Consider the following 21,975-nt stretch of genomic DNA (forward strand, 5'->3'; position numbering starts at 1 on the left):
CGGGCGGCGAACCGCCCGCTGAAAGAGTGCTAGCGAACCACGTAGGGCAGCAGGCCGAGGAAGCGGGCGCGTTTGATCGCCTTGGCGAGCTCGCGCTGCTTCTTCTGGCTGACGGCGGTGATGCGCGACGGCACGATCTTACCGCGCTCGGAAATGTAGCGCTGCAGCAGACGTACGTCCTTGTAGTCGATCTTGGGCGCGTTGGCGCCGGAGAACGGGCAGGTCTTGCGGCGGCGGTGGAACGGGCGCCGGGTCGGGATCTGGTTGATGTCGACCATTATTCTGCACCCCCTTCAACACCTTCGCGCGGACGGCGCGGACCACGTTCTGCACCGGCGTCGCCACCGAAGCTGCGCGGCGGGCGATCGCCACGGTCGCCGCGATCGCGGTCGCCGAACGAGCGCGGGCCGCGGTCACGGTCGCCGAAGCCGCCGCGTTCCGAGCGCTCCTCGCGCTTCTGCATCATCGCCGACGGGCCTTCCTCATGCGCATCGACCTTGATGGTGAGGAAGCGCAGCACATCCTCGGACAGGCCCATCTGACGCTCCATCTCGTTGAGTGCGGCCGGCGGGCAGGTGATGTCCATCAGCGTGTAGTATGCCTTCCGGTTCTTGTTGACCCGGTAGGTGAGGGACTTCAGTCCCCAGTTCTCGACCCGGCCGACGGACCCGCCATTCGCGGAGATGACGCCCTTGTACTGTTCGACAAGCGCATCGACCTGCTGCTGCGAGAGGTCCTGCCGGGCAAGAAACACATGTTCGTAAAGAGCCATATTGTTCTATTGCCTTTCTTCGTTTCTCTCCCGGTTCCCGGCGGCAAAAGCCTCTGCAACTTCTCTGACCCGCCGATCCCTAAGGGGCGGGGAAGAAAGGAGCATGACGAGACGGTCGAGAGCGGAGACACGGGAGGCGGAAGCGCTTCTGGCTCCACACGAAGGTTTCGAAAAAACCTCCGGCCCTCCGTTCAGCCCCCAGCAAGGACCGGCAGATTGCGGGCGTCTATACAGGAATTTGGCCGCAAGGCAAGGGCGAGCCGAAAATCCGCCGCCGCGAGGGCGACATGTCGCGGCATCTTCAGCTTGTATGCGGAACGAGCTTCTTCACCGTTTCCGGGAAGAAATCGGGCGCTGCGCGGCGCTTGCCGAACATCATGTCGTATTGCAGCAGACGGAAATCGCGAATGGCCGGGTCGATTTTCTTCTTGCGCGCCCAGTCCGGCGTGGCCTCGCCCGCCGGCGTCATCAACAAATTGCGGTCGACGACGCTGTAGCGCTCGCGCATCTGGCCGAGGAAGCCGGTGTAATAGGGGTGGCTGATCCCGGCCGTGGTCAGGACATGGTAGGGCAGAAAGACTGGACTGACAGTGGCCATGTCCGCGACCGGACCGGTGCGGTTGGACCATACGATCAGCGGTGTTCGGTGATGCAGCAGCATCTGGTCGGGCGGCTCCTTGCGTGGCGCGACGTTATCCTTGAGGAAGCCGGTCTCGACATAGACAGGACCGAGCGGCGGCAGATGGTCGCCGAAGAAGGCGATAACCGTCGGTCGCCGCCGGTTCTTCGCCCATTCGACAAGGCGCTCGAGGCTCTTGTCGGCGTCGGATGCGCCTTCCGTGAAGCTCAGCAGCGAATCCTTTGCCCACTGGCTGGTCGGAGCCTGCACCTTGTGGGTCGGATTGTAGTAGCGATTCGGTTCGTAGGGTCCGTGGTTTTGCAGGCTGACGGCGAAGTAGAAGAACGGATTGTCCGTGGCGTCGGCTTCGCGGATGATCTCGTCGGTCATTGCCGCGTCCGACGCTAGCGGCCCGCGCTTTTCGAGATACGGCATGTTTTCTTCGGACTTGAAGTCATCGAAGCCGAACTCCGCATAGACCGGCGTTCGGTTCCAGAACCAGCTTGTGCCCGGATGGATGGCGCGCGTCTCATAGCCCTGGCTCTTCAGGAACGTTGCCATCGACGGCACCGGCGCGCGGACATATTGCTGGTAGGGGATGCTGCCGGCCGGCAGGAAGGCGTTGGAAAGGCCGGTCAGCGCCTCGAACTCGACATTGGCGGTCATGCCGCCGAATTCGGGCGAGAATACGTGGCCAGAGCGCAGCGCCCGCACGTTGGGAATCGGATCGGGCGTGATGGTGACGCCGGGCAGTTCGGTCGGATCCCAGAAGGATTCGCTCATGACGATGATGATATCTGGCTTCTCGGTCGGTACCGATGCCTTCACATCAGGCCTTTCGATCGCCGCGATCGCTTTGTCGGAGTAGCCGGCAGGCGCGGGGACATGGGCCATCGGCACGTTGAGCGCGAAGGCCAGTGCGAAGCCGTTGGAGGCGTAATTTTCCTTCTGGTCCCACATGATCGGGATGATTTGCAGCCGGTCGCGGGTCCACGAGAACGTCGCGTAATCCATGATCGACACGAAGAAGGCGAGCAGCGGCACGGTCAGCGTCAGCCTGGCCAGCCGCCCCTTGCGACCGAGCGCCGGTACCCGGCGGCGCCACAGCCGCCAGCCATAAACGAGCAGCGAGAGGCTGCCAACGATGCCGACCGCCAGAGCGATGGCGGTTCCCGGACGTTCGCGCACCAGAAGCGGCATCAGCGCTACGATCTGGCGTGAATAGAGGAAATCGGTCGGATAGAGCGGATCGCCGAGATAAAGCGATTTCTGATGGCCGACGAAGGCCAGCGCCAGGGTCAGCGGCGCGACGATAATCAGGCTCTGGTGGCTGCGGCCGAGCACTGCGTCGAGGCCGATCAGAATCAGCGCGAAGATGATGATGGTGGTCCAGCCCGGCTTGAAGGGCTGCAGGAAGAATGCGACGGTACCGGCAAAGTCGCCGCGCACGATCAGTTCGATCGCAAAAACCAGGATGGTGGCGGCGAGAAGGCTGACGAGGCCATAACGGATAACAGGCCATTTCCGGCCCGGCAGATAGCCGGTGGCCGGATCGCCTTCCAGAAACTGTGGCGCGGCTTTGCCAGCGCCCTTCCTAGTCCTTGCCACCTTACAATTCCCCCGACCATACACAAAAGCGTCATTGAGCTGTCATCGATATGTCACGAAAAGCTAGCGCCTGTGGCTGAAATAAGAAGAGCCAGCAAACGAATCGTGAGCGATTTTCATCATGAGTGATCGATAAAAAGCCTTTTGGAACAGGTACTCGGCCAGCAATACCGAGCCGGAGTGGCCCGGGTCGGGCCGATACCGGACTTGACTTGCCCGCCCGCCTTGCGTCACAGGCAGGAAAAAATCAGCCGGTTGGGAGCCACACATGGCCGTTGCATTCACCTTTCCGGGACAGGGCAGCCAAGCTGTCGGCATGGGCAAGGACCTCGCCGACGCCTTTCCGGAATCGCGGAAGATCTTCGAAGAGGTCGACGACGCGCTCGGCGAAAACCTGTCGAAGCTGATCTGGGAAGGGCCGGAAGAGACGCTGACGCTGACCGCCAATGCCCAGCCGGCGCTGATGGCTGTGTCACTTGCCGCGATCCGGGCGCTGGAATCGCGCGGCTTCTCGCTGAAGGACAAGGTCGCCTATGTCGCCGGCCATTCGCTCGGCGAATATTCGGCGCTTGCCGCCGCCGGTTTCGTTTCGGTCGCCGATGCCGCCCGGCTCTTGCGTATCCGCGGCAATGCCATGCAGGCGGCAGTGCCGGCCGGCGAGGGCGCCATGGCGGCGATCATCGGGCTGGAACAGGCCGATGTCGAAGACGCCTGCGCTGAAGCGGCCAAAGGTTCAGCCAAAGATTCAGTTTGCCAGATTGCCAACGACAATGGCGGTGGCCAACTGGTGATCTCCGGCGCCAGGGCGGCGGTCGAACTGGCGGCGAGGCTGTGCACGGATAAAGGCGCCAAGCGGGCGCTGATGCTGCAGGTCTCGGCACCTTTCCATTCGGCGCTTATGGCACCGGCGGCCAAGGTCATGCGCAATGCGCTGGCCGAGGTCACGAAGAACGCGCCGTTGGTGGCCGTAGTCTCTAACGTGTCGGTCACCCCGTCCAGCGATCCGGACGCAATCGCCCGCCGCCTGGTCGAACAGGTGACCGGCCGCGTGCGCTGGCGCGAAACGGTGGAGTGGTTCGGCGCAAATGGCATTGCGACACTTTACGAGGTGGGCGCCGGCAAGGTGCTGTCGGGACTGGCGCGGCGCATCAACCGCGATATCGCCACCGGCGCTGTCGGCACGGCGGCGGATGTCGAGGCGGCGCTGGCGGCGCTCGCATAACCGCCGAGATTTGACCCCACCCGTGTAGGGTGTTCTCTTAGATCAGGAGACAAGACATGTTCGAATTGACCGGCCGCAAGGCGCTCGTCACAGGCGCATCGGGAGGCATCGGCGAGGCTATCGCCAGGGTGCTGCATGCGCAGGGCGCCGTTGTCGGCCTGCACGGCACCCGCGTCGAAAAGCTGGAGACGCTGGCGGCCGAGCTCGGCGAGCGGGTCAAGCTGTTCCCGGCGAACCTTTCCAATCGCGACGAGGTCAAGGCGCTCGGCCAGCAGGTCGAGGCCGATCTCGAAGGCGTCGACATTCTCGTCAACAATGCCGGCATCACCAAGGACGGTCTGTTCGTACGCATGGCGGACGCCGACTGGGATACGGTGCTCGAAGTCAATCTGACCGCCGTGTTCCGGCTGACCCGCGAACTGACCCATCCGATGATGCGGCGCCGGCATGGCCGCATCATCAACATCACCTCTGTGGTTGGCGTCACCGGCAATCCCGGCCAGACCAATTACTGCGCCTCCAAGGCCGGCATGATCGGCTTTTCCAAGTCGCTGGCGCAGGAGATCGCCACCCGCAACATCACCGTCAACTGCGTCGCTCCGGGCTTCATCGAATCGGCGATGACCGACAAGCTCAACGACAAGCAGAAAGAGGCGATCATGGCAGCGATCCCGACACGGCGCATGGGCACCAGCGCCGAAGTCGCTTCCGCCGTCGCCTACCTCGCTTCCAACGAAGCTGCCTATGTCACCGGCCAGACCATTCACGTGAATGGCGGCATGGCGATGATTTGACAGTTGCGGGAAAACACCCCTTTTCGCCTTGGACCCAGGCCGATTTTCGTGTAATGCGGCCCGCAACCCGGCGGTTCGGGCAAAAACCGGCCCGGTGGTGTTGCGTTTCCGGCCGGACCATCTTTCAGCTTGATTAGCGGCATTCTGCCCGCTAACGAAGACAGACAAACAAAAGACGAGGATGCCCAAATGAGTGACACCGCAGAGCGCGTCAAGAAGATCGTTATCGAGCACCTTGGCGTCGATGCCGACAAGGTGACGGAGCAGGCGAGCTTCATCGATGATCTGGGCGCGGACAGTCTCGACACGGTCGAACTCGTCATGGCGTTCGAAGAAGAATTCGGCGTCGAGATCCCGGACGATGCGGCCGAAACCATCCTGACTGTTGGCGATGCGGTGAAGTACATCGATAAGGCTTCTGCCTGACGCTATTTGCAGTCATCACCGAGGAGGACCTGCGATGAGGCGTGTCGTCGTCACGGGCCTTGGGCTGCTTTCGCCCTTCGGCGTAGGCTTCGAGCATGGCTGGAAGGAGCTTCTTACCGGCCGCAGCGCAGCCAAGCGCATCACCGAGTTCGAGGTGGAGGATCTTGCCTGTAAGGTCGCCCACGTCATTCCGCGCGGTAATGGTGAGGACGCCACCTTCAATCCCGAGGCCGTTCTCGAGCCGAAGGAACTGCGCAAGATCGGCGACTTCATCCTCTACGGGCTCGCGGCCGCCGACGAGGCGCTGAAGGATTCGGGGTGGGCACCGAAGACGCATGAGGGACAGTGCGCCACCGGCGTGCTGATCGGCTCCGGCATCGGCGGCATCGAAGGCATCGCCGAGAACGCGTTGATCCTGAAGGAGCGCGGACCGCGCCGCATCAGCCCGTTCTTCATCCCCGGCCAGATCATCAATCTCGTCTCCGGCCAGGTTTCGATCCGGCATGGGCTGAAAGGCCCCAACCACGCCGTCGTCACCGCTTGCTCCACCGGCGCGCATGCCATCGGCGACGCCGCTCGGCTGATCATGTGGGGCGATGCCGACGTGATGGTCGCGGGCGGCACCGAGGCGCCGGTGACGCGGCTGTCGATCGCCGGTTTCGCAGCCTGCCGTGCGCTGTCCACCGACCGCAACGACGCTCCGGAAACGGCCTCGCGTCCCTATGACCGCGACCGCGACGGCTTCGTCATGGGCGAAGGCGCCGGCGTCGTCATTTTGGAGGAACTGGAACACGCCAAGGCACGCGGCGCCAAGATCTATGCCGAGGTCACCGGTTACGGCCTGACCGGCGATGCCTATCACATCACCGCGCCGGCCGAAGATGGCGACGGCGCCTTCCGCTGCATGGTTGCGGCGCTGAACCGGGCCAAGCTGACGCCCGCAGACGTCGACTACATCAACGCGCACGGCACCTCGACCATGGCCGACACGATCGAGCTCGGCGCCGTCGAGCGGCTGGTAGGCAATGCCGCGTCGAAAATATCGATGTCGTCGACCAAGTCGTCGATAGGCCATCTCCTGGGTGCGGCGGGCGCCGCCGAGGCGATCTTTTCGATCCTCGCCATTCGCGACAACATCGCGCCGGCCACCATCAATCTCGACAACCCGGAGCGCGAAACGGCGATCGACCTGGTGCCGCACAAGCCGCGCGCCCGCCAGGTCGACGTGGCGCTGTCCAATTCCTTCGGCTTCGGCGGCACCAACGCCTCGCTGGTCTTCCAGCGCTACAATGGCTGACCGGTCCGCCGACCGGCACGGTCTATGCGTGCCGTCAATTTTGCCATATTCGCCCCTACTGTGCCCAAGGGGATTCGTTGCACGATCAAACGGTAGGGCGCCATGAGCACAAATTCGGCGGACAATGGGGAATTCGGGCAACGGTCCGCACCGTCGGGTCCGATCATGCCGAAGACGGCCAGCGAAGCATTGCGGCCTGAAGCCGGCACGCCGCCGCCCAAGCGCTCGCGCGCCTCGCGCAGCCAGTTCGTCGTGTTTATGAACTTCGTCATCTCCTTGGTGATGCTGTTGGTTCTGGCGGCCGGTTTTGCATTGTATTTCGGCAAGCAGGAATTCAACGAGCCCGGCCCGTCGGCCAATGCCGACACCTTCCTGGTCAAGCCGAACACCGGCGTCCAGGAAATTGCAGAGCAGCTCGAGCGGCGCGGACTGATCAGCGACGCGCGCATCTTCCGCCTTGGCGTGCGTGCCTTTGGCAATGATTCGGAACTGAAGGCCGGCGAATACGAGATCAAGCCGCAGGCCTCCATGCGCGACATCATGGAGTTGCTGAAGAGCGGCAAGTCGGTGATGTATTCGCTGACCGTCCCCGAGGGACTGACGGTCGAGCAGGCGCTGCAGCGCATCGCCGATCAGGCAGCGCTCGACGGCGATATGCCGGCGACCATTCCACCCGAGGGCAGCCTTGCCACCGACACGCTGCGTTTCACCCGCGGCGCGACACGCCAGCAGATGGTCGAGAAGCTTTTGGCGGATCAGAAGAAGCTGGTCGAGGATGTCTGGCAGCGGCGCGCCCCCGATCTGCCTCTGGCCAATGTCGACGACTTCGTCATCCTGGCTTCGATCGTCGAGAAGGAGACGGGCAAGGGCGACGAACGCTCACGGGTCGCCGCCGTCTTCCTCAACCGGCTGGCCAAGGGCATGCGGCTGCAGTCCGATCCGACCATTATCTACGGTCTGTTCGGCGGCAAGGGCAAACCCGCCGACCGCCCGATCTACCAGTCGGACATCAAGAAGCCGACGCCCTACAACACCTATCTGATCAATGGCCTGCCGCCGACGCCGATCGCCAATCCCGGCCGTGCGGCGCTGGAGGCGGTAGCCAACCCGTCGAAGACCGACGACCTCTATTTCGTCGCCGACGGCACCGGCGGTCACGTCTTTGCCGCGACGCTCGCCGAGCACAATGAGAACGTCGCCCGTTACCGGGCGCTGCAGAAGAAGCTGGCCGACGAATCCGCCAAGGCCGGTGCTGCCAAGGCCGACGCCGCCAAGGTGGAAGGTCAGACCGATGCGCCGGTTGACGGCGGCGATGGCGATGCGGGAGCGGCGCCGCAGTAGCGCCGGACGGTTCTGGGATCGTCCCTCCGATTCGTTGACGGCAGCGGACGTGCTGATTTTGAGATCAGGAGCGTCTGCGTCCGATCCGGCGCGAAGAGGCGCTCCGGCATTTTGAAGCCGCGCATGATCTGGCCCGGAACCGCTTCCGGGATCATGCGCCAGGGGGAAGCAAGGGCATTATGAATTTGCAGAGCATGACCGGTTTTGCGCGGGCCGTCGCCGAACATGACGGCACGTCGATCGCCTGGGAGGTCAAGTCGGTCAACGGCAAGAGCGTCGAGGTCAGGCTGCGGCTGCCGCAGGGCCTCGAGCGACTGGAGCCGGCCGTCAGGCAGACGGTGCAAAAGCGCTTTGCGCGCGGCAATTTCCAGGCAACGCTGACCGTCGGCCGCGCCGCCGGCCAGCAGGCGCAGCCAGTGGTCAACGAGGTCTTCCTTAGGGATCTGGCACGGCTGGCCAAGCGGCTGCAGGAGCAGTTCGGCGCAGCGCCTGCGACAGCCGACGGGCTGCTTTCGCTACGCGGCGTGCTCGACATCCCCGAAACCACCGAAACCGAAGAGGCGCGGGCGGTGCTCGACAGCGCAATTCTCTCGGCGCTCGAAGTGGCGCTGGGCGGGCTGGAGCAGGCACGCCAGGGCGAGGGCGCCGCCCTGCGCTCGCTACTGTCCGGCCATATCGACGCTATCGAGGCGCTGACGCTGCGCGCCGAGGCCGATCCGTCGCGCGAGCCGGCGGTGATCCGCGAACGGATTGCCGAGCAGGTTCGGCTGCTGATGGATGCCTCCGCCAATCTCGACGCCAGCCGGTTGCATATGGAAGCGGCGTTCCTGGCCACCAAGGCCGACATCCGCGAGGAGATCGATCGGCTGAAGACGCATGTGGCGTCCGGCCGGGTGCTGCTGGCAGGCGGCGGCGCCATCGGCCGCAAGCTCGATTTTCTGGCGCAGGAATTCAACCGCGAATCGAATACGCTGTGTTCGAAGTCGAACGCCGCTGGTGTCACCGCCATAGGGCTGGAGCTGAAGGCGGTGGTCGACCAGTTTCGCGAACAGGTCCAGAATCTGGAGTAACCCTGATGGTTGCCAAGGAGCCTATGGTTGCCAGGGATTTGGGTTCCCGCATTCGCCGCCGGGGTCTGATGCTCGTGCTGTCGTCGCCGTCCGGCGCCGGCAAGTCGACGATCGCGCGCAATCTTCTGGAGAGCGATTCCAGTCTCGAACTGTCGGTCTCCGTCACCACGCGGCCACGCCGCGGCAGCGAGATCGAGGGCGTCCACTATCATTTCCGCACCATGCGCGAGTTCGAGCGGCTGCGCGATTCAGACGAACTGCTCGAATGGGCCGAAGTGCATGGCAATTGCTATGCGACGCCGCGTGAACCGGCCGAACTGGCGCTGGCACAGGGCCGCGACATGCTGTTCGACATCGACTGGCAGGGCGCCCAGCAGCTCAAGGAGAAGATGCGCGCCGACATCGTCTCGATTTTCATCCTGCCGCCCTCGATGAAAGAATTGAAGGCGCGGCTGAAGCGCCGCGCCGAGGACCAGGAATCGGTGATCGAGACGCGTCTGAAGAACGCCCGCAACGAGATCGAGCACTGGAAGGAATATGATTTCGTCATCATCAACGACGATCTCGACCGTGCCTTCGCCGAAGTGCGCGGCATCGTCACCGCCGAGCGGCTCAGACGCGATCGCCGGCCCGGCCTGTTCGATTTCGTCTCGGCGTTGCTCGACGAGAAGACGGACTAGGGGCCGGCGCAATCACACCGCGTTGGTCAGTCGCACGAATTCCTCGACGCTCAAGGTTTCCGCCCGCCGCGTCGGATCGATGCCGGCGCGGCTGAGCAGGGCTTCGCCGCCGAGGCTCTTGACGCTCTGCCGCAGCATTTTGCGGCGCTGGCCGAAGGCCGCTTCGGTGACGCGGCTGAGCTTCTTGACCTCGGCGGGCAGGGGACTCGCCCGCGGCACCAGATGCACCACCGACGACACAACCTTGGGCGGCGGCGTGAACGCTTGCGGCGGCACGTCGAAAGCGATTTTTGCCTCCGTCCGCCAGCCTGCCAGCACGCCCAGCCGGCCATAGGCATCGCTGCCGGGGCGGGCGACGATGCGCTCGGCCACCTCGCGCTGGAACATCAGCGTCATCGATGCGTAGAAGGGCGGCCACTCGGCGACGGTCAGCCAGCGTATCAAAAGTTCGGTGCCGATATTGTAGGGCAGGTTGGCGACGATCCTCACAGATCCATTGCCCCCATGTGCCCCTTTGGCAAGCGCTGCAAAATCCGTCTTCAGCGCATCGCCGGCAATGATCTCCAAACGGCCCGGATAGTGATCTGACACCTCCGCGAGCGCTGCCAGGCAGCGCTCGTCGCGCTCGATGGCGATGACCCGACCGGCGCCGTGGGAAAGCAGCGCCCGGGTCAGGCCGCCGGGACCCGGACCGACCTCGATCACCGTGGCGTCCTTCAGGTCGCCGGCGGCGCGCGCGATCTTGCCGGTCAGGTTGAGGTCGAGCAGGAAATTCTGGCCGAGCGCCTTTTTCGCCTGCAGCCCATGGCGTTCGATCACCGTGCGCAACGGCGGCAGCCCGTCGATGCTCATGCGACCGCTCTCGTGCACAGGCTCATGCGGCGGCAGCCCTCGTCCCGGTGTCGGCAAGCCTGCGGGCGAGCCTTAGCGCCGCGATCAGGCTGTCGGCCCGGGCTATGCCCTTGCCGGCGATATCGAAGGCGGTGCCGTGATCCGGTGAGGTGCGGATGAAGGGTAGGCCGAGCGTGACGTTGACCGCCTCGTCGAAGGCCAGCGCCTTGGCCGGGATCAGCGCCTGGTCGTGATACATGCACAGCGCCACATCGTAGCCGGCTCGGGCGCGGGCATGGAACAGCGTGTCGGCCGGCAGCGGCCCGAAGGCGTCGATGCCCTCCGCCCTCAGCCTGTCGACCGCCGGGCGGATGATGCGCTCGTCCTCGGCGCCCATCGCGCCGCCTTCGCCGGCATGCGGATTGAGGCCGGCAATGGCAAGCCGCGGCTTGGCGATGCCGAAGCGGTGTTCGAGGTCGGCGGCGGTGATGCGGGCGGTCGCGACGATCAACTCCGTCGTCAGCGTTTTCGGCACCTCGCGCAGCGCAATGTGGATGGTGACCGGAACCGTGCGCAACTCGGGACCGGCGATCATCATCACCGGCATCGCATCTGCGCCGGTGTGGAGCGTCGCCAGATGCGCCAGATATTCGGTGTGGCCGGGGAAATGGAAGCCGGCATCGTAGAGCGGCTTCTTGGCGATCGGGCACGTGACGACTGCTGCTGCGCGGCCGCCAAGGCAGTCGTCAACAGCGCGGTCGATCGCCTCGATGATGCCGGCGGCGTTGGCTGGGTCCGGCCGGCCGGGGCTGTCGACGAAGCGGATGGCAAGCGGCATGATGGGCAGCGCGCGTGTAAAGACGCGCGCCGCTTCGGCTGGCATTGTCTCCGTGATTGGCACATCGGCGCCGAGCAGGCGCGCCCGTGCGGCGATCAACGCCGGATCGGCGATAAGATAGAAGGGCGGCACACCGGCGCTGTCGCGCGCCTGCCAGGCAGCAATGGCGATTTCCGGCCCGACGCCGGATGGATCACCGGCGCTCAGCGCCAGCGGAAGCTCTGCCTCTGGCGACTTCAGCGCTCAACGATGCGGGCTTTCTTCCGCAACTCCTCGACATACTTCTTGGTGAGCTCGTCGGCATCCTTGCCGCTCGAGCCTTCGCTCTGGAACACCATCTGGGCGGCCTTGTCGTCGGACACTTCGCGCGACGAGCAGATGCCGATGAACTCGACGCCGCGGTCTGTTTCGCGCGTGGCGGTGGCGCCGCCGACCTTGGTGTCCTTGATCTGGTCGGCCCAGTCCGGCGGCAATTGCGGCGCCAGTATCCGGCCGAGATCGCGAACGGTGACGTCGATCAGGCCCTTGGCAAATTCGCGCGAGGTGTTGCAGCCGTTGAAGCGGGCGCGCATGGCGTCGGCCTCGCGTTTGCGCTTGGCCAGCGTCGCGCTGCGCTCGGCCGCCGGCACGACGAAGATGACCTGCTGCAGCATGTACTCCATGGCGGTTGGCTTGGTGCCGCCATTGTCGAGCATGCGCCTGACCACGTCCTGCTCGCTCATGGCGCCGCCGCTGTCGGAGCGATGGCGCGCGGTCAGCGCCTGGTTCCAGGCCATCTGGGAGCGGATGAATTCCTTGAAATGCTCCTTGCCGACGCCGGACTGCGCCATGACGCCGTCGAGTTGCTTGAGCTGCATCTTGTTGGTCGTGGCAAAGCGCTGATAGGCGGCGTCGACCTGGGCGTCGCTGATGCGGATGCCGAGACGCTTGGCTTCGGCGACGCGCAGCGTCTGCTCGATCATCTCCTCGGCGGCGTCGCCTTTCTTGCGCTGCAGGCGCAGGAAGGCAGCCCGATGCTGGATGTCGCCGGTGGTGATCGGTACGTTGTTGACGACGTATTTTATCTGGCTGGCGAAAGCCGGCGGCGTCATCATGGTGATCGAGGCCGAGGTCGCCGCCACCAGCAGCGCGAACCCTGCCGAAAAGAGGTATTTCCTCATCGAAAGCATCCCAATTCTATCTCGGTTCCGGCCCAATTCTATCCCATTTTGAGGGAGCTGGAATCCGTGCCTGCCCTATGCGGCGAAACGATGTCGTCAGAAGCGATGTGCGTCCACTTGGACGTACAAGATACGCTCTGACACTTTGAATCGTGCTTTCCGAAAATCAATTCCCGATTTCGGGCCGATGCGTTGGCCGGCCGCCCGTTCCGATCGTCTGCTGCTGGCCAGTCGTCTGCTACTGGACAGTGTCGATGGAACTTTGTGTCGAGCCGAAATCGCCGAGCGTGCGGAACGACAGGTTGAAACCGATGTTCTGCGACACTTCCTTGGTGCTCAGGTCGCGGGATTCCGAGAATGTCATCAAGTAGGTGAAGCATGAATCACTATAGGCAAAGCCGACCCCGTCCTTGACAAGGACGCTTTGCTCCAGATCGTAGGTGCCGGTTCCGAAGACACGCCAGTTCTCTGCAAGTTGCGTCGACGCGCCGAGCGTGACCTCGTGGCGATCGGTCGTGAAGCCATAGAGTGGCTGCGCCTGGATGAAGGCGTATTTGGCACTGAACGAAATCGGCAGGCCGGAATAGGCTGCCTTCACCTCGGCGCGGCGAACCTCGAAGCTCTGCTCGTCGAAGCGGCCGCTGACCGAGCCGGAAAGCCCCCTGGGGCTGTTGAAGCCGACAAGGCCGACATAATCGGAGGTCGCGTTCTCGAGGCCCGAATCGGCGCCGACGTTGACAAGGTCCGGCGCCGCGAAGGAGTTCTGGCCGTCAATCTGGTAGGATTGGCCGAACAGCGCGTTGGTGCTCCAGCCATTGTCATAGGCGCCGGAATAGCGCAGCCCGATATTGGCGCGCGTGCCGCCTTCCAAGCGGTCGTAACCGGAGAACTTGTCGCGCTCGAACAATGTCGTGGCGTCAAAGACGAAGCTCTGCGCGTCCTCGTTGGGGACAGCGAGGCCGCCGACATATTGCTCGTTCGGACGCACGAACACCTGCGCCATCGGCTCGAAGATGTGGCTGGAACTGGTCGACGAGAACAGCACCGGCCAACGCATTTCCAGCCCGGCGGTCGCCATGAAGCGGGCGAGCGACGATCGCATATCGTCGTCGACGCCGAGGTTAGACGCCATCTGATTGATGGCATTGAGCGATCCCGAAGAGGCATTGACATAGCCTGCGTCGCCGCGCAGCGCCAGCAGCGGCGTCAGCAGCAGCCCACCATCGGTGGTGAAGGTGCGCTTCCATTCCGCTTCGGCGGTGAGACGGCCCGACTGGCCCTCGATGCCGCGGACTCTGTTGACGGATGCATTGTTGTTCGGATCGGCAAGGACCGTATCCAGCCTGTCGCGGCTGATGGTCTGCGCGTTGACATTGAACGACAACTGCCCGCCGCCCACCGCCATGTCGGGGATGTAGGCGTAGTCGAGCGAGGGCAGCACCCAGGGCTGCTTGCCGGCGAGTGCGGTCGGATCGTCAGGGAGTGTCTCTTCCTGGACCTCGAAGCGCATGGCGCGCACGTCGAAATAGTTGCGGCCGTTGAGGCCGGTCAGGTAGATCGAGGAGCGATGCACGCTGTCGTTGAAGTCCTCGATGGCGTAGGTGCGTGAGAAGTTCTTGTCGGTCTGCAACAGGACATCCCAGCCGAAGTCCCAGCGCGGATTGATAGCGAACTGGCCCTTGGTGCCCATCATGCCGCGAAACTTGTTCGGGTCGCCGGGCGCACCCGAATCGACATTGTGCCCGTCGCTGTTGATGAACTCGTCGGGATCCTCTTGCCGGATGCCGGCGATCTTCAGGCTGTACTGGCCGTTGTTGAAGCGCTGGCGCCACTCGGCTTCGCCGAGGAAGCCCTGCTTGGTATAGCCGCTGCCGGTGACGGTGAGATCGTAAGTTGGTGAGAGCGCGAAATAATAGGGAACTTTGACGCCGATGCCGAGATCGCTCTCGTAGGCGATGCCTGGAATCAGGAAGCCGCTCTTGCGCTTGACGGTCGGGTCGGCAATCTCGAAGGCCGGCAGATAGGCGAGCGGAAAGCCGAAGAACTCGAAATTCGAATTCTCGAAGCGAACCGTCTTCTTTTCGCCGTTCCAGATGATCTTTCTGGCCTTGATGCGCCAGGTAGGCGCTTTGTCCGGTTTGTCCTCGCACGGCTCGCACGCCGTGTAGACGCCGTTGTGGAACGTCGTCAACACGCCGCCCATGCGCTCCGCGCTTTCGGCGGCGAAATAAGCCTTGTCGACGGTTTCGACACGCAGCGCGTTGACGAAGCCGTCGGCGAAATCGTCGGTGATGTCGACGTGCTGCGAATAGATCTTGGTGCCGTCGCTGTTGATGACCTCGACATTGCCGCTGGCGACGAGGCGTTTGGTGTTGCGATTGTATTCGACCCGCTGGGCGACGAGGCGGTTGCCGCCGTAATCGATCTGCACGCCGCCGACGGCCGTCACTGTCTGGTTGTCGTTGTCATAGACCAGCGTATCCGCCGCCAGCAGCATTTGCGAGCCGGCGGGAACGTCGGCTGCCATGTCGCTGATATCCTGGGCAAAAGCCGGGATATTCGGGACGACGCAAGCGAGCAGGCATGCCAAGGCGCTCGCCCCATAGAGGCGCGCCAAACCGGCCTGCCTATGGATGCGTAAAACCGCCCCCCTCACTAGCCGTCTTCCTTGTACAGCAAGAAAGTCACCCCGAAGAACATAGCCACGACAACCGGAACCCATGCAGCCACGACTGTGGGTACGAATCCCGCCACGCCGAATGCCTTGACCAGCACTGTCACGACATAAAGCAGAAACCCGGCCAGGACGCCACCCAGAATCATCGTTGCGGATTGGCCCATCCTCGCAAATCGCATCGACACCGTTGCGGCGATCAGCGTCATGGCGACGAGAAGGAACGGCAGCGCCACCAGCGAATCGAACTGCATGGCAAAGGCATTTGCCTTGAGGCCGAAGGAGCGGGCAACCTCGATCTTGCCGGGCAGATCATAGAAAGGAATGGTTTCCGGGCGCGCCAGCCGCTCTTGCACGAATTCGGGCTTGAGATTGGTCGGCACCCGGTCGCTTGCCACCGACTGGATGTTGCCGTCCCGGAAAACCTTGACGTCCTGCAGTTCCCAGTAGCCGTCCCGCAAAAAGGCGTGCGCCGCGTCCTTGCGTTCGACGATGTCGCCTTGCGGGTTGAGGACGAAGAAGACGGCGTCGGCCATCTCCAGGCCCTGATTGAGAATGGCGCGCGCGCCGATGATGGTATCGCCGGAACTGGTTTTCTGCCGGATCCAGGGCTCGGCGTCGGCCGAGACGGTGGTCGACTTGCCGGAGCGGAGCTGGGTTTCGATTTTTTCGGACCAGGAAAACGCATGCGCAGCGATCGGATTGATGACGCCGACCGACAACACCCCGAACAGCAGCGCCCCGATGCAGCACGGCAGCAGGAATTGCCATGCGGACACACCGGCCGAACGCGCGATGACCAGTTCATATCTGCGGTTGAGCGAGACCAGCGTTGCCATCGCCGAGAACAGGCCGACGAAGGGCACCGTCTGCAGCATGATCATCGGCATCCGCAACCCTGAAATGGCGAACGCCGTGCCGTAGGTAAAACCCGGCAAGCCGGTCGTGCGGCCGGAAAGCTCGGTGAAGTCGATCAGGAACACAAGCGCCAGGAGGCCGATGAAGAACCAGATGGTGATCGTCACGTAGCGGAAGAAGAAGTATCTGCCCAGAGTCCAGCCCATTAGCGTATCCAGCCCATCAGCCGGCCCCTTGGCCAGAAGCGCCGCGCCTGGCGAAGCGGAGCTTCAGGGCGCTCCAGCCGTCACCGAAGCGGCCGGCGAAATTCGTCATCCAGTCGGCCCAGGCGACCGGCAGCTCCATGGTCCGGTTGGAGACGATGAACCATGTCGCGACTGCGGACGCCACGATAGGGACGCCGTAGACCATATAGGTGTATTGCGGAACGTTGTCGGCCTTGCCGGCGGCAAAGAAACCAAGCCAGCGCACGAAAAGCGCAATCGCGATGGCCGTGATCAGCGGATGAATGCGCGCCTCGCGATGGGAGCGCGCGTCTCCCGCCACTGCAAGCGCGATCAGCGCGAAAACGAGTGAATAGGACCATTCGGAAAAACGCTGGTGGAGCTCGGCCAGGTACTTGTTCGGCCTTTTCTGGAATATCTTGTCGTTCGGACTGGGATTGAGCAGGTACTGGGTCGTCCGGTCCTTCGGCAAGAGCAATACGTCCGATGAGGCTGACATGAAGGCGGACAGGTCGAAGGCATAGGAGGTGAACCGGATGACCGAAAGATCGCCGGCCAGCGTTTCGCGATGGATAACGCCGTCGTTCATCATCAGCACCCTCTCGTCGCCGCTATCGATGATGGCGCCGCTCTTGGCGTAGTAGATAAGGTTGACGCCCTCTTCGCGTGAATCGGCGACGAAAATGCCGCCAAGGCGGTTGTCCGGAAGCCGCTCGCCAATCTGCAGGAACAAGCCGTCATCGATCTTGCGGAAGGTGCCTTCCTGGATAATCAGCGACAGAAGATCGGCACGCGAAGACGCCACCAGCTCGCGGTTTTTCTGTCGTGCATAGGGGTCGACGCCGTTGTCGACGGCAAACGAAAAGATGCTGGCCGCCAGCGCCAGGAGCATGATCGGCCTGACGATGGTCCAGCGCGAAGCGCCCGCGGCGTTCAAGACGGCAAGCTCAGAATCCGAATTCATCGCGCTCAGTGTCTGGGCGACCGCGACCACCAGGGCGAAAGGCACGACGATCGGGACGATCGACGGAATGATCAGCGCAGCGACTTCGAAGAAGGTCAGCGCCGACTGCCCGCTGTCGGTGACAAGGTCGATGCGGGCGAGCACCTGCGTCGTCCACACGATCGCCAGCGTCCAGATGAGCGCTGCCAGGAAGACCGCCAACGCACGACGCATGATGTAGCGTTCAACGACCTTCATGAAGGCTTTTCTCGATTTTGCCGAACGGCATCATGCCTCCAGACAAGGTAGTCGCCCGGCGACGACTCTACAACCGGTCCGTTGGCGGTTCGATCTGGTTCCCGTCCCAGATCGATATTTCCGGTGGGCCGGAGTGTCGGCGGCAATGGATAAGAAAGGGCGAACATCAATGGTTAACAACACGTTGCGGCAGGAAAGCGGGGCCGTGCCGCGACGAATCGCCATCGATTCCATCCGCCATATGGGATCGGATTCCGGCAAAGTCTTGCCAAATGCCGGAAAACGACCAAATGTCGCGCCGATCACGGTTCTGGCCGCCGTAGCTGCGACGGCGGCGAGACGAACCCGAAATTGCCCGGCCTGTGGTTTACCGGCATGCGGCCAAGCATTCGCGGTTGCTTCGCCAAACGCACGAATTCAGGCCAACGCATTCGCGCAGGAGGATCGTCAGGCAGGGGTAATGATTGAAAATTGGGGTGGTGCTTCCGATCGGAAACAGCCAAATATCTAGTTTCGCCAAGGCACTCTCCCAAAAATCCAACGCCGTTCCCGAAAGCAGGACATGATGACTTCGAGACCTTCGATCGCCTTCGCCAAATTCGCAGCGCCCAAAAAGGGCAGTGTCTTCGTGCTGGCGGCCAACGATGGCGGTCTCGGCGATGCGGCAAAGGCTTGCGATCCGGCAAAGACCCTGGAGCGGGCGTTTCCGGTGGCCGACTTTTCCGGCAAATTCGCCGGCCTGGTCGAAGTGCTGGCGCCGGAGGGCACATCGCTCGACCGGCTGGTGGCGGTCGGCGCCGGCAAGGTCTCGGGGCTCGACGACCATGCCTGGCTCAAGCTTGGCGGCACCATCGCTGCGTCCCTGCGCAAGGCGAAAGAGGTGGCCGTCGTGCTCGATCTGCCGGGTGCTGACGTCGGCGGCAGGCAAGCGGCACAGCTTGCCGCGGGCATCCTTCTGCGCAGCTATGCCTTCGACAAGTACAAGACGAAAAAGGAGAATGGCGACGGCCAGCGCGACGGCAACAAGGCCGAGCCCAAAAAGCCGGTCAAGGTGACCATCCATACCACCGATCCGGCTGCGGCGAAAAAGGCATTCGCCGACGAGGCGGCGGTAATCGACGGGGTGCTGCTGGCGCGCGATCTGGTCAACGAACCGGCCAATATACTCGGGCCGGTGGAATTCGCCGCCCGCGTCAACGAACTGGAAGCGCTCGGCGTCACGGTCGAGATCCTGGTCGAGAAGGAGATGAAGAAGCTCGGCATGGGCGCGCTGCTCGGCGTTGCGCAAGGCTCGCCGCGTGGCGCCCGCCTGGCCGTCATGCGATGGAACGGCGGCAAGGCCAAGGACAGCCCGATTGCCTTCGTCGGCAAGGGCGTCACATTCGACACCGGCGGCAATTCGATAAAGACGGCCTCCGGCATGGAGGACATGAAGGGCGACATGGGCGGCGCGGCGGCCGTGACCGGGCTGATGCACGCGCTGGCCGCCCGCAAGGCCAAGACCAATGTCGTCGGCGTCATCGGGCTGGTGGAAAATGCCGTTGACGGCCATGCGCAGCGCCCCGGCGACATCGTCACCTCGATGTCGGGCCAGACCATCGAGGTGCTCAACACCGACGCCGAAGGTCGTCTGGTTCTGGCCGATGCGCTGTGGTACTGCAACGATCGCTTCCAGCCGAAATTCATGGTCAATCTGGCGACGCTGACCGGCGCCACCATGGTCGCGCTCGGCCAGCATTATGCCGGCCTGTTCTCCAACAATGACGAATTGGCGAACAGGCTGACGAGCGCCGGGCAGGCGACGCAGGAACGAGTGTGGCGAATGCCGCTCGGCACCGAATACGACAAGCTGATCGATTCGAAAAATGCCGACATGAAGAACATCGGCGGCCGCTATGGCGGCGCCATCATCGCGGCGCAGTTCCTGCAGCGCTTCGTCAAGGATACTCCCTGGGCGCATCTCGACATCGCCGGCACCGCGATGGGCGCGCCGTCCAGCGAGATCAACCAGTCATGGGCCTCCGGCTTCGGCGTCAGACTGCTCGACCGGCTGGTGCGCGACAACTACGAGGGGTGAGGCCTTTCAAGGCGCAATCATGGCCGACGTCCTGTTCTACCACCTGACCGAATCGACTCTGGAGGATGCGCTGCCCGGCCTGCTCGAGCGCAGCGTCGATCGCGGTTGGCGCGCCGTGGTGCAGACCGGCACCGAGGAGCGGCGCGACGCGCTGGACCAGCATCTTTGGATTTTCAGAGACGATTCCTTCCTGGCGCATGCGACCGACCGCGAATCCTATCTGGCCGAGCAGCCGATCCTTTTGACAACCGGCCAGGACAACCCCAACGAAGCGCAGATACGCTTCCTGGTCGACGGCGCGGTGCCGCCGGAGCTTCTCGGCTATGAACGCGCCGTGTTCCTGTTCGACGGCCACGATGCGGCCCAGGTCGAGGCGGCGCGCACGCACTGGAAGACGATGAAGGAAGCCGGCCACGCGGTCACCTACTGGCAGCAGTCTTCAGACCGGCGCTGGGAACGCAAGGCGTAAAGCTGCCGCGTTGGCTATCCCGATGCCGCTGGCAGCCATACGCAGAATGACAACGTAGAAGGCGACGTGAACCCAGCACGCGACACGCTCCTGCGAGCGAGGCGATCCCTCCAGAGGAAACGGCTTCCGATCGAACCGCCGCCACCAGACGATACGGAAGGCCGTGAGAGAAGCAGGACTATGATCGCTACCGGAATGTGACACGGAGGAAACCGCAGTGGTGGCCGCATCCATGGCCTTCGCTGCCTGAAAGCCGGAGCCCAGCAGGGCCAGAATCAGAAGGGGCTCAGCCAGTGAATTGAGACCGCTATCGTGCCGTAGCGATCAGCTCTGCTCTTCAGCATCTCCTTCTCCTTCGAATTTCTTCCGCAGCGCCTTCATGACACGGCCGGCCGTTTCGAGGTCTTCGATGGGAAACCCCTCCGCGAGCGTGTTGACCCGTGGTTCGTACAATCTGATCGCGGCATCATAGGTCTGCTGTCCCTTATCGGTTAGCACGACAAGGTGCGCGCGGCGGTGATGCGGATTGGGTTCGAACCTGACGAGCCCTTCCTTCGCCAAATCGTTGACGATGCGCTGCACGTTCTGGCGGTTGGCACCGAGATCGCGTGCGAGCCACGCGACCGGCTGCGGGCGTTCGGCTGCGACAATGGCGCCGAGGATCTGCCAACGGGCGCTGGTCAGCCCAAGCGGAGCCACGAGCCGATCGCCCCACGTCAAAGTCAGGTTATTGACCCTGAACAGGCTGAGAATGAGATCGGTCAAGGCTTCACCCGCCGGCGTTCGATTTGGGGTCTTCGTTGTTTCGTCCATTTGTCACCATAGGATGGTATTGACATTATAATGTCAATTAGCTACGTGTGCATCATACCAAATCGACATCGTATAACCAAATTGGAAAGGAACCTATCACGTCTCTTATGCGCCCACTGGACCCTGCATTCCCGATCGAACGTCAGATCGCAATCGATGCTGCTTCCGTCGTGCTCGTGAACGTATTCACGCTCGACAAGGCGGACGAACAGACCTTTCTCCGAGCCTGGCAGGACGATGCGCTGTTCATGAAACAGCAGCCGGGTTTCATCTCGACCCAGCTTCACCGCGCGGTCGGCGAAAGTCCTACTTATCTGAACTATGCCGTCTGGGGATCGACAGCAGACTTCCGGACTGCGTTCATGCATCCGGAGTTCAGGGCGAAACTCTCAGTCTATCAAGCTTCGGCGGTCGCTTCCCCGCACCTGTTTCAAAAAGTCGGCGTGGCGGGCGTCTGCCTCGCGTAGGCGTGGCGTCAGCAAGAGTTCGAAGTCATCAAAATCGAAAGAAAAGAAAGGCAGGAGAGATTCCGTTGCGACTCCTATTCAACATTCTCGCTATCTCTGGTTCGGCGATGTTCGCCGGCGTCATGCTGACGATCGGCGTAACGTTGGGCGGCTACTGGAAGAGCCTTCCGGCTGCCGAATTCCTCGATTGGTTTAGCCAGAACGACCGGTTCATCATAAGGACGATCCCCCTTGTCGTCGTTCCGACCCTCATCGGCCTGATCGGTTCGCTCTGGCTCAGTTGGAGCGAGGGAGGACTACGTGCACTGTGGATCGGGGCGATCGCCTGTGTCGCTGCCGTTCTGGTTCTCACTATGGCCTGGTTCCTTCCGACCAACGCGCAATTCGCCACCAAGTCGATTCCCCTGGATCAGGTGCCCGCCCGGCTAGACACCTGGCTCATGGTCCACAACGTTCGAATCCTGCTCGCTACCGTCGCGTCGGTGCTCGGGATTCTGGCAGTCGCTCGGTGAAGGGCGGGACCGGCGCTGGGAA

General features: G+C 63.0%; 22 protein-coding genes. 12 read left to right on the forward strand and 10 right to left on the reverse strand.

Going from position 1 to position 21,975, the window contains the following annotated elements; all coding sequences use genetic code 11:
• Positions 1-29: 29 nt before the first annotated feature.
• The 3 genes from rpsR to AC0L3L_RS24355 all read right to left on the reverse strand — a co-directional run bounded on the left by rpsR (position 30) and on the right by AC0L3L_RS24355 (position 2,999).
• Positions 30-278, reverse strand: a complete 249-nt coding sequence (gene rpsR / locus AC0L3L_RS24345; protein WP_006203718.1) for a 30S ribosomal protein S18 — start codon at positions 276-278, stop codon at positions 30-32.
• On the reverse strand, positions 278-772 hold the full coding sequence (gene rpsF, locus AC0L3L_RS24350; RefSeq protein ID WP_292204681.1) for a 30S ribosomal protein S6: 495 nt from the start codon (positions 770-772) through the stop codon (positions 278-280). The genes rpsR and rpsF overlap by 1 nt, the downstream gene beginning before the upstream one ends.
• A gap of 301 nt (positions 773-1,073) precedes the next feature.
• Positions 1,074-2,999: an LTA synthase family protein gene (locus AC0L3L_RS24355; RefSeq protein ID WP_473639393.1), complete on the reverse strand. Its 1,926-nt coding sequence runs from the start codon at positions 2,997-2,999 to the stop codon at positions 1,074-1,076.
• 268 nt (positions 3,000-3,267) lie between these two features.
• On the opposite strand from AC0L3L_RS24355, the gene fabD reads away from it, so the two are divergent.
• The 7 genes from fabD to gmk all read left to right on the forward strand — a co-directional run bounded on the left by fabD (position 3,268) and on the right by gmk (position 9,829).
• The gene (gene fabD, locus AC0L3L_RS24360; protein WP_473486690.1) at positions 3,268-4,221 is read left to right on the forward strand and encodes an ACP S-malonyltransferase; all 954 of its coding nucleotides are present in this window, start codon (positions 3,268-3,270) and stop codon (positions 4,219-4,221) included.
• Positions 4,222-4,277: 56 nt separating this feature from the next.
• The gene (fabG, locus tag AC0L3L_RS24365; protein WP_473486691.1) at positions 4,278-5,015 is read left to right on the forward strand and encodes a 3-oxoacyl-[acyl-carrier-protein] reductase; all 738 of its coding nucleotides are present in this window, start codon (positions 4,278-4,280) and stop codon (positions 5,013-5,015) included.
• Between the two features lie 189 nt (positions 5,016-5,204).
• Positions 5,205-5,441, forward strand: a complete 237-nt coding sequence (locus AC0L3L_RS24370) for an acyl carrier protein (protein ID WP_006203723.1) — start codon at positions 5,205-5,207, stop codon at positions 5,439-5,441.
• A 34-nt stretch (positions 5,442-5,475) separates the two neighbouring features.
• The gene (gene fabF / locus AC0L3L_RS24375) at positions 5,476-6,738 is read left to right on the forward strand and encodes a beta-ketoacyl-ACP synthase II (RefSeq protein WP_473639395.1); all 1,263 of its coding nucleotides are present in this window, start codon (positions 5,476-5,478) and stop codon (positions 6,736-6,738) included.
• Positions 6,739-6,840: 102 nt separating this feature from the next.
• On the forward strand, positions 6,841-8,079 hold the full coding sequence (gene mltG, locus AC0L3L_RS24380) for an endolytic transglycosylase MltG (RefSeq protein ID WP_473639396.1): 1,239 nt from the start codon (positions 6,841-6,843) through the stop codon (positions 8,077-8,079).
• A gap of 179 nt (positions 8,080-8,258) precedes the next feature.
• The gene (locus AC0L3L_RS24385; protein WP_473486694.1) at positions 8,259-9,149 is read left to right on the forward strand and encodes a YicC/YloC family endoribonuclease; all 891 of its coding nucleotides are present in this window, start codon (positions 8,259-8,261) and stop codon (positions 9,147-9,149) included.
• A 5-nt stretch (positions 9,150-9,154) separates the two neighbouring features.
• Positions 9,155-9,829 carry a guanylate kinase gene (gmk, locus tag AC0L3L_RS24390; protein WP_473486695.1) on the forward strand — a complete coding sequence of 225 codons (675 nt, stop codon included), beginning with the start codon at positions 9,155-9,157 and terminating at the stop codon, positions 9,827-9,829.
• 12 nt (positions 9,830-9,841) lie between these two features.
• Here gmk and rsmA read toward each other — a convergent pair whose 3' ends face one another.
• The 6 genes from rsmA to lptF form a co-directional block, all read right to left on the reverse strand.
• Positions 9,842-10,681, reverse strand: coding sequence for a 16S rRNA (adenine(1518)-N(6)/adenine(1519)-N(6))-dimethyltransferase RsmA (gene rsmA / locus AC0L3L_RS24395; RefSeq protein WP_473486696.1), 840 nt, complete (start codon positions 10,679-10,681; stop codon positions 9,842-9,844).
• Positions 10,682-10,703: 22 nt separating this feature from the next.
• Positions 10,704-11,738, reverse strand: a complete 1,035-nt coding sequence (gene pdxA / locus AC0L3L_RS24400; protein ID WP_473486771.1) for a 4-hydroxythreonine-4-phosphate dehydrogenase PdxA — start codon at positions 11,736-11,738, stop codon at positions 10,704-10,706.
• Positions 11,735-12,667: a peptidylprolyl isomerase gene (locus tag AC0L3L_RS24405; protein WP_473639398.1), complete on the reverse strand. Its 933-nt coding sequence runs from the start codon at positions 12,665-12,667 to the stop codon at positions 11,735-11,737. Before AC0L3L_RS24405 ends, pdxA begins: the two co-directional genes overlap by 4 nt.
• A gap of 229 nt (positions 12,668-12,896) precedes the next feature.
• Positions 12,897-15,185: an LPS-assembly protein LptD gene (locus tag AC0L3L_RS24410; RefSeq protein ID WP_473486698.1), complete on the reverse strand. Its 2,289-nt coding sequence runs from the start codon at positions 15,183-15,185 to the stop codon at positions 12,897-12,899.
• Between the two features lie 128 nt (positions 15,186-15,313).
• Entirely contained in the window at positions 15,314-16,396 is a 1,083-nt protein-coding gene (gene lptG / locus AC0L3L_RS24415; RefSeq protein ID WP_473486699.1) for an LPS export ABC transporter permease LptG, read from the reverse strand.
• 16 nt (positions 16,397-16,412) lie between these two features.
• Entirely contained in the window at positions 16,413-17,615 is a 1,203-nt protein-coding gene (lptF, locus tag AC0L3L_RS24420) for an LPS export ABC transporter permease LptF (protein ID WP_473486700.1), read from the reverse strand.
• Between the two features lie 145 nt (positions 17,616-17,760).
• Here lptF and AC0L3L_RS24425 point away from each other — a divergent pair, with 145 nt between their 5' ends.
• From AC0L3L_RS24425 to AC0L3L_RS24435, 3 genes are read left to right on the forward strand one after another with little or no spacing between them, the layout of a single operon-like run.
• On the forward strand, positions 17,761-18,126 hold the full coding sequence (locus AC0L3L_RS24425; RefSeq protein ID WP_473486701.1) for a hypothetical protein: 366 nt from the start codon (positions 17,761-17,763) through the stop codon (positions 18,124-18,126).
• A 54-nt stretch (positions 18,127-18,180) separates the two neighbouring features.
• Positions 18,181-19,692, forward strand: coding sequence for a leucyl aminopeptidase (locus AC0L3L_RS24430; RefSeq protein ID WP_473639400.1), 1,512 nt, complete (start codon positions 18,181-18,183; stop codon positions 19,690-19,692).
• Between the two features lie 19 nt (positions 19,693-19,711).
• Entirely contained in the window at positions 19,712-20,161 is a 450-nt protein-coding gene (locus tag AC0L3L_RS24435; RefSeq protein ID WP_473486702.1) for a DNA polymerase III subunit chi, read from the forward strand.
• 324 nt (positions 20,162-20,485) lie between these two features.
• On the opposite strand, the gene AC0L3L_RS24440 is transcribed toward AC0L3L_RS24435, so the two are convergent.
• Positions 20,486-20,974, reverse strand: a complete 489-nt coding sequence (locus AC0L3L_RS24440) for a MarR family winged helix-turn-helix transcriptional regulator (protein ID WP_473639402.1) — start codon at positions 20,972-20,974, stop codon at positions 20,486-20,488.
• 107 nt (positions 20,975-21,081) lie between these two features.
• Between AC0L3L_RS24440 and AC0L3L_RS24445 the strand changes: the two genes are divergently transcribed.
• Together AC0L3L_RS24445 and AC0L3L_RS24450 are read left to right on the forward strand one after the other, a co-directional pair.
• Positions 21,082-21,441, forward strand: a complete 360-nt coding sequence (locus AC0L3L_RS24445; RefSeq protein ID WP_473639404.1) for an antibiotic biosynthesis monooxygenase family protein — start codon at positions 21,082-21,084, stop codon at positions 21,439-21,441.
• A gap of 65 nt (positions 21,442-21,506) precedes the next feature.
• The gene (locus AC0L3L_RS24450) at positions 21,507-21,953 is read left to right on the forward strand and encodes an anthrone oxygenase family protein (RefSeq protein ID WP_123149753.1); all 447 of its coding nucleotides are present in this window, start codon (positions 21,507-21,509) and stop codon (positions 21,951-21,953) included.
• Positions 21,954-21,975 lie beyond the last annotated feature (22 nt).

It is taken from the genome of Mesorhizobium sp. WSM4849, from assembly GCF_055811385.1.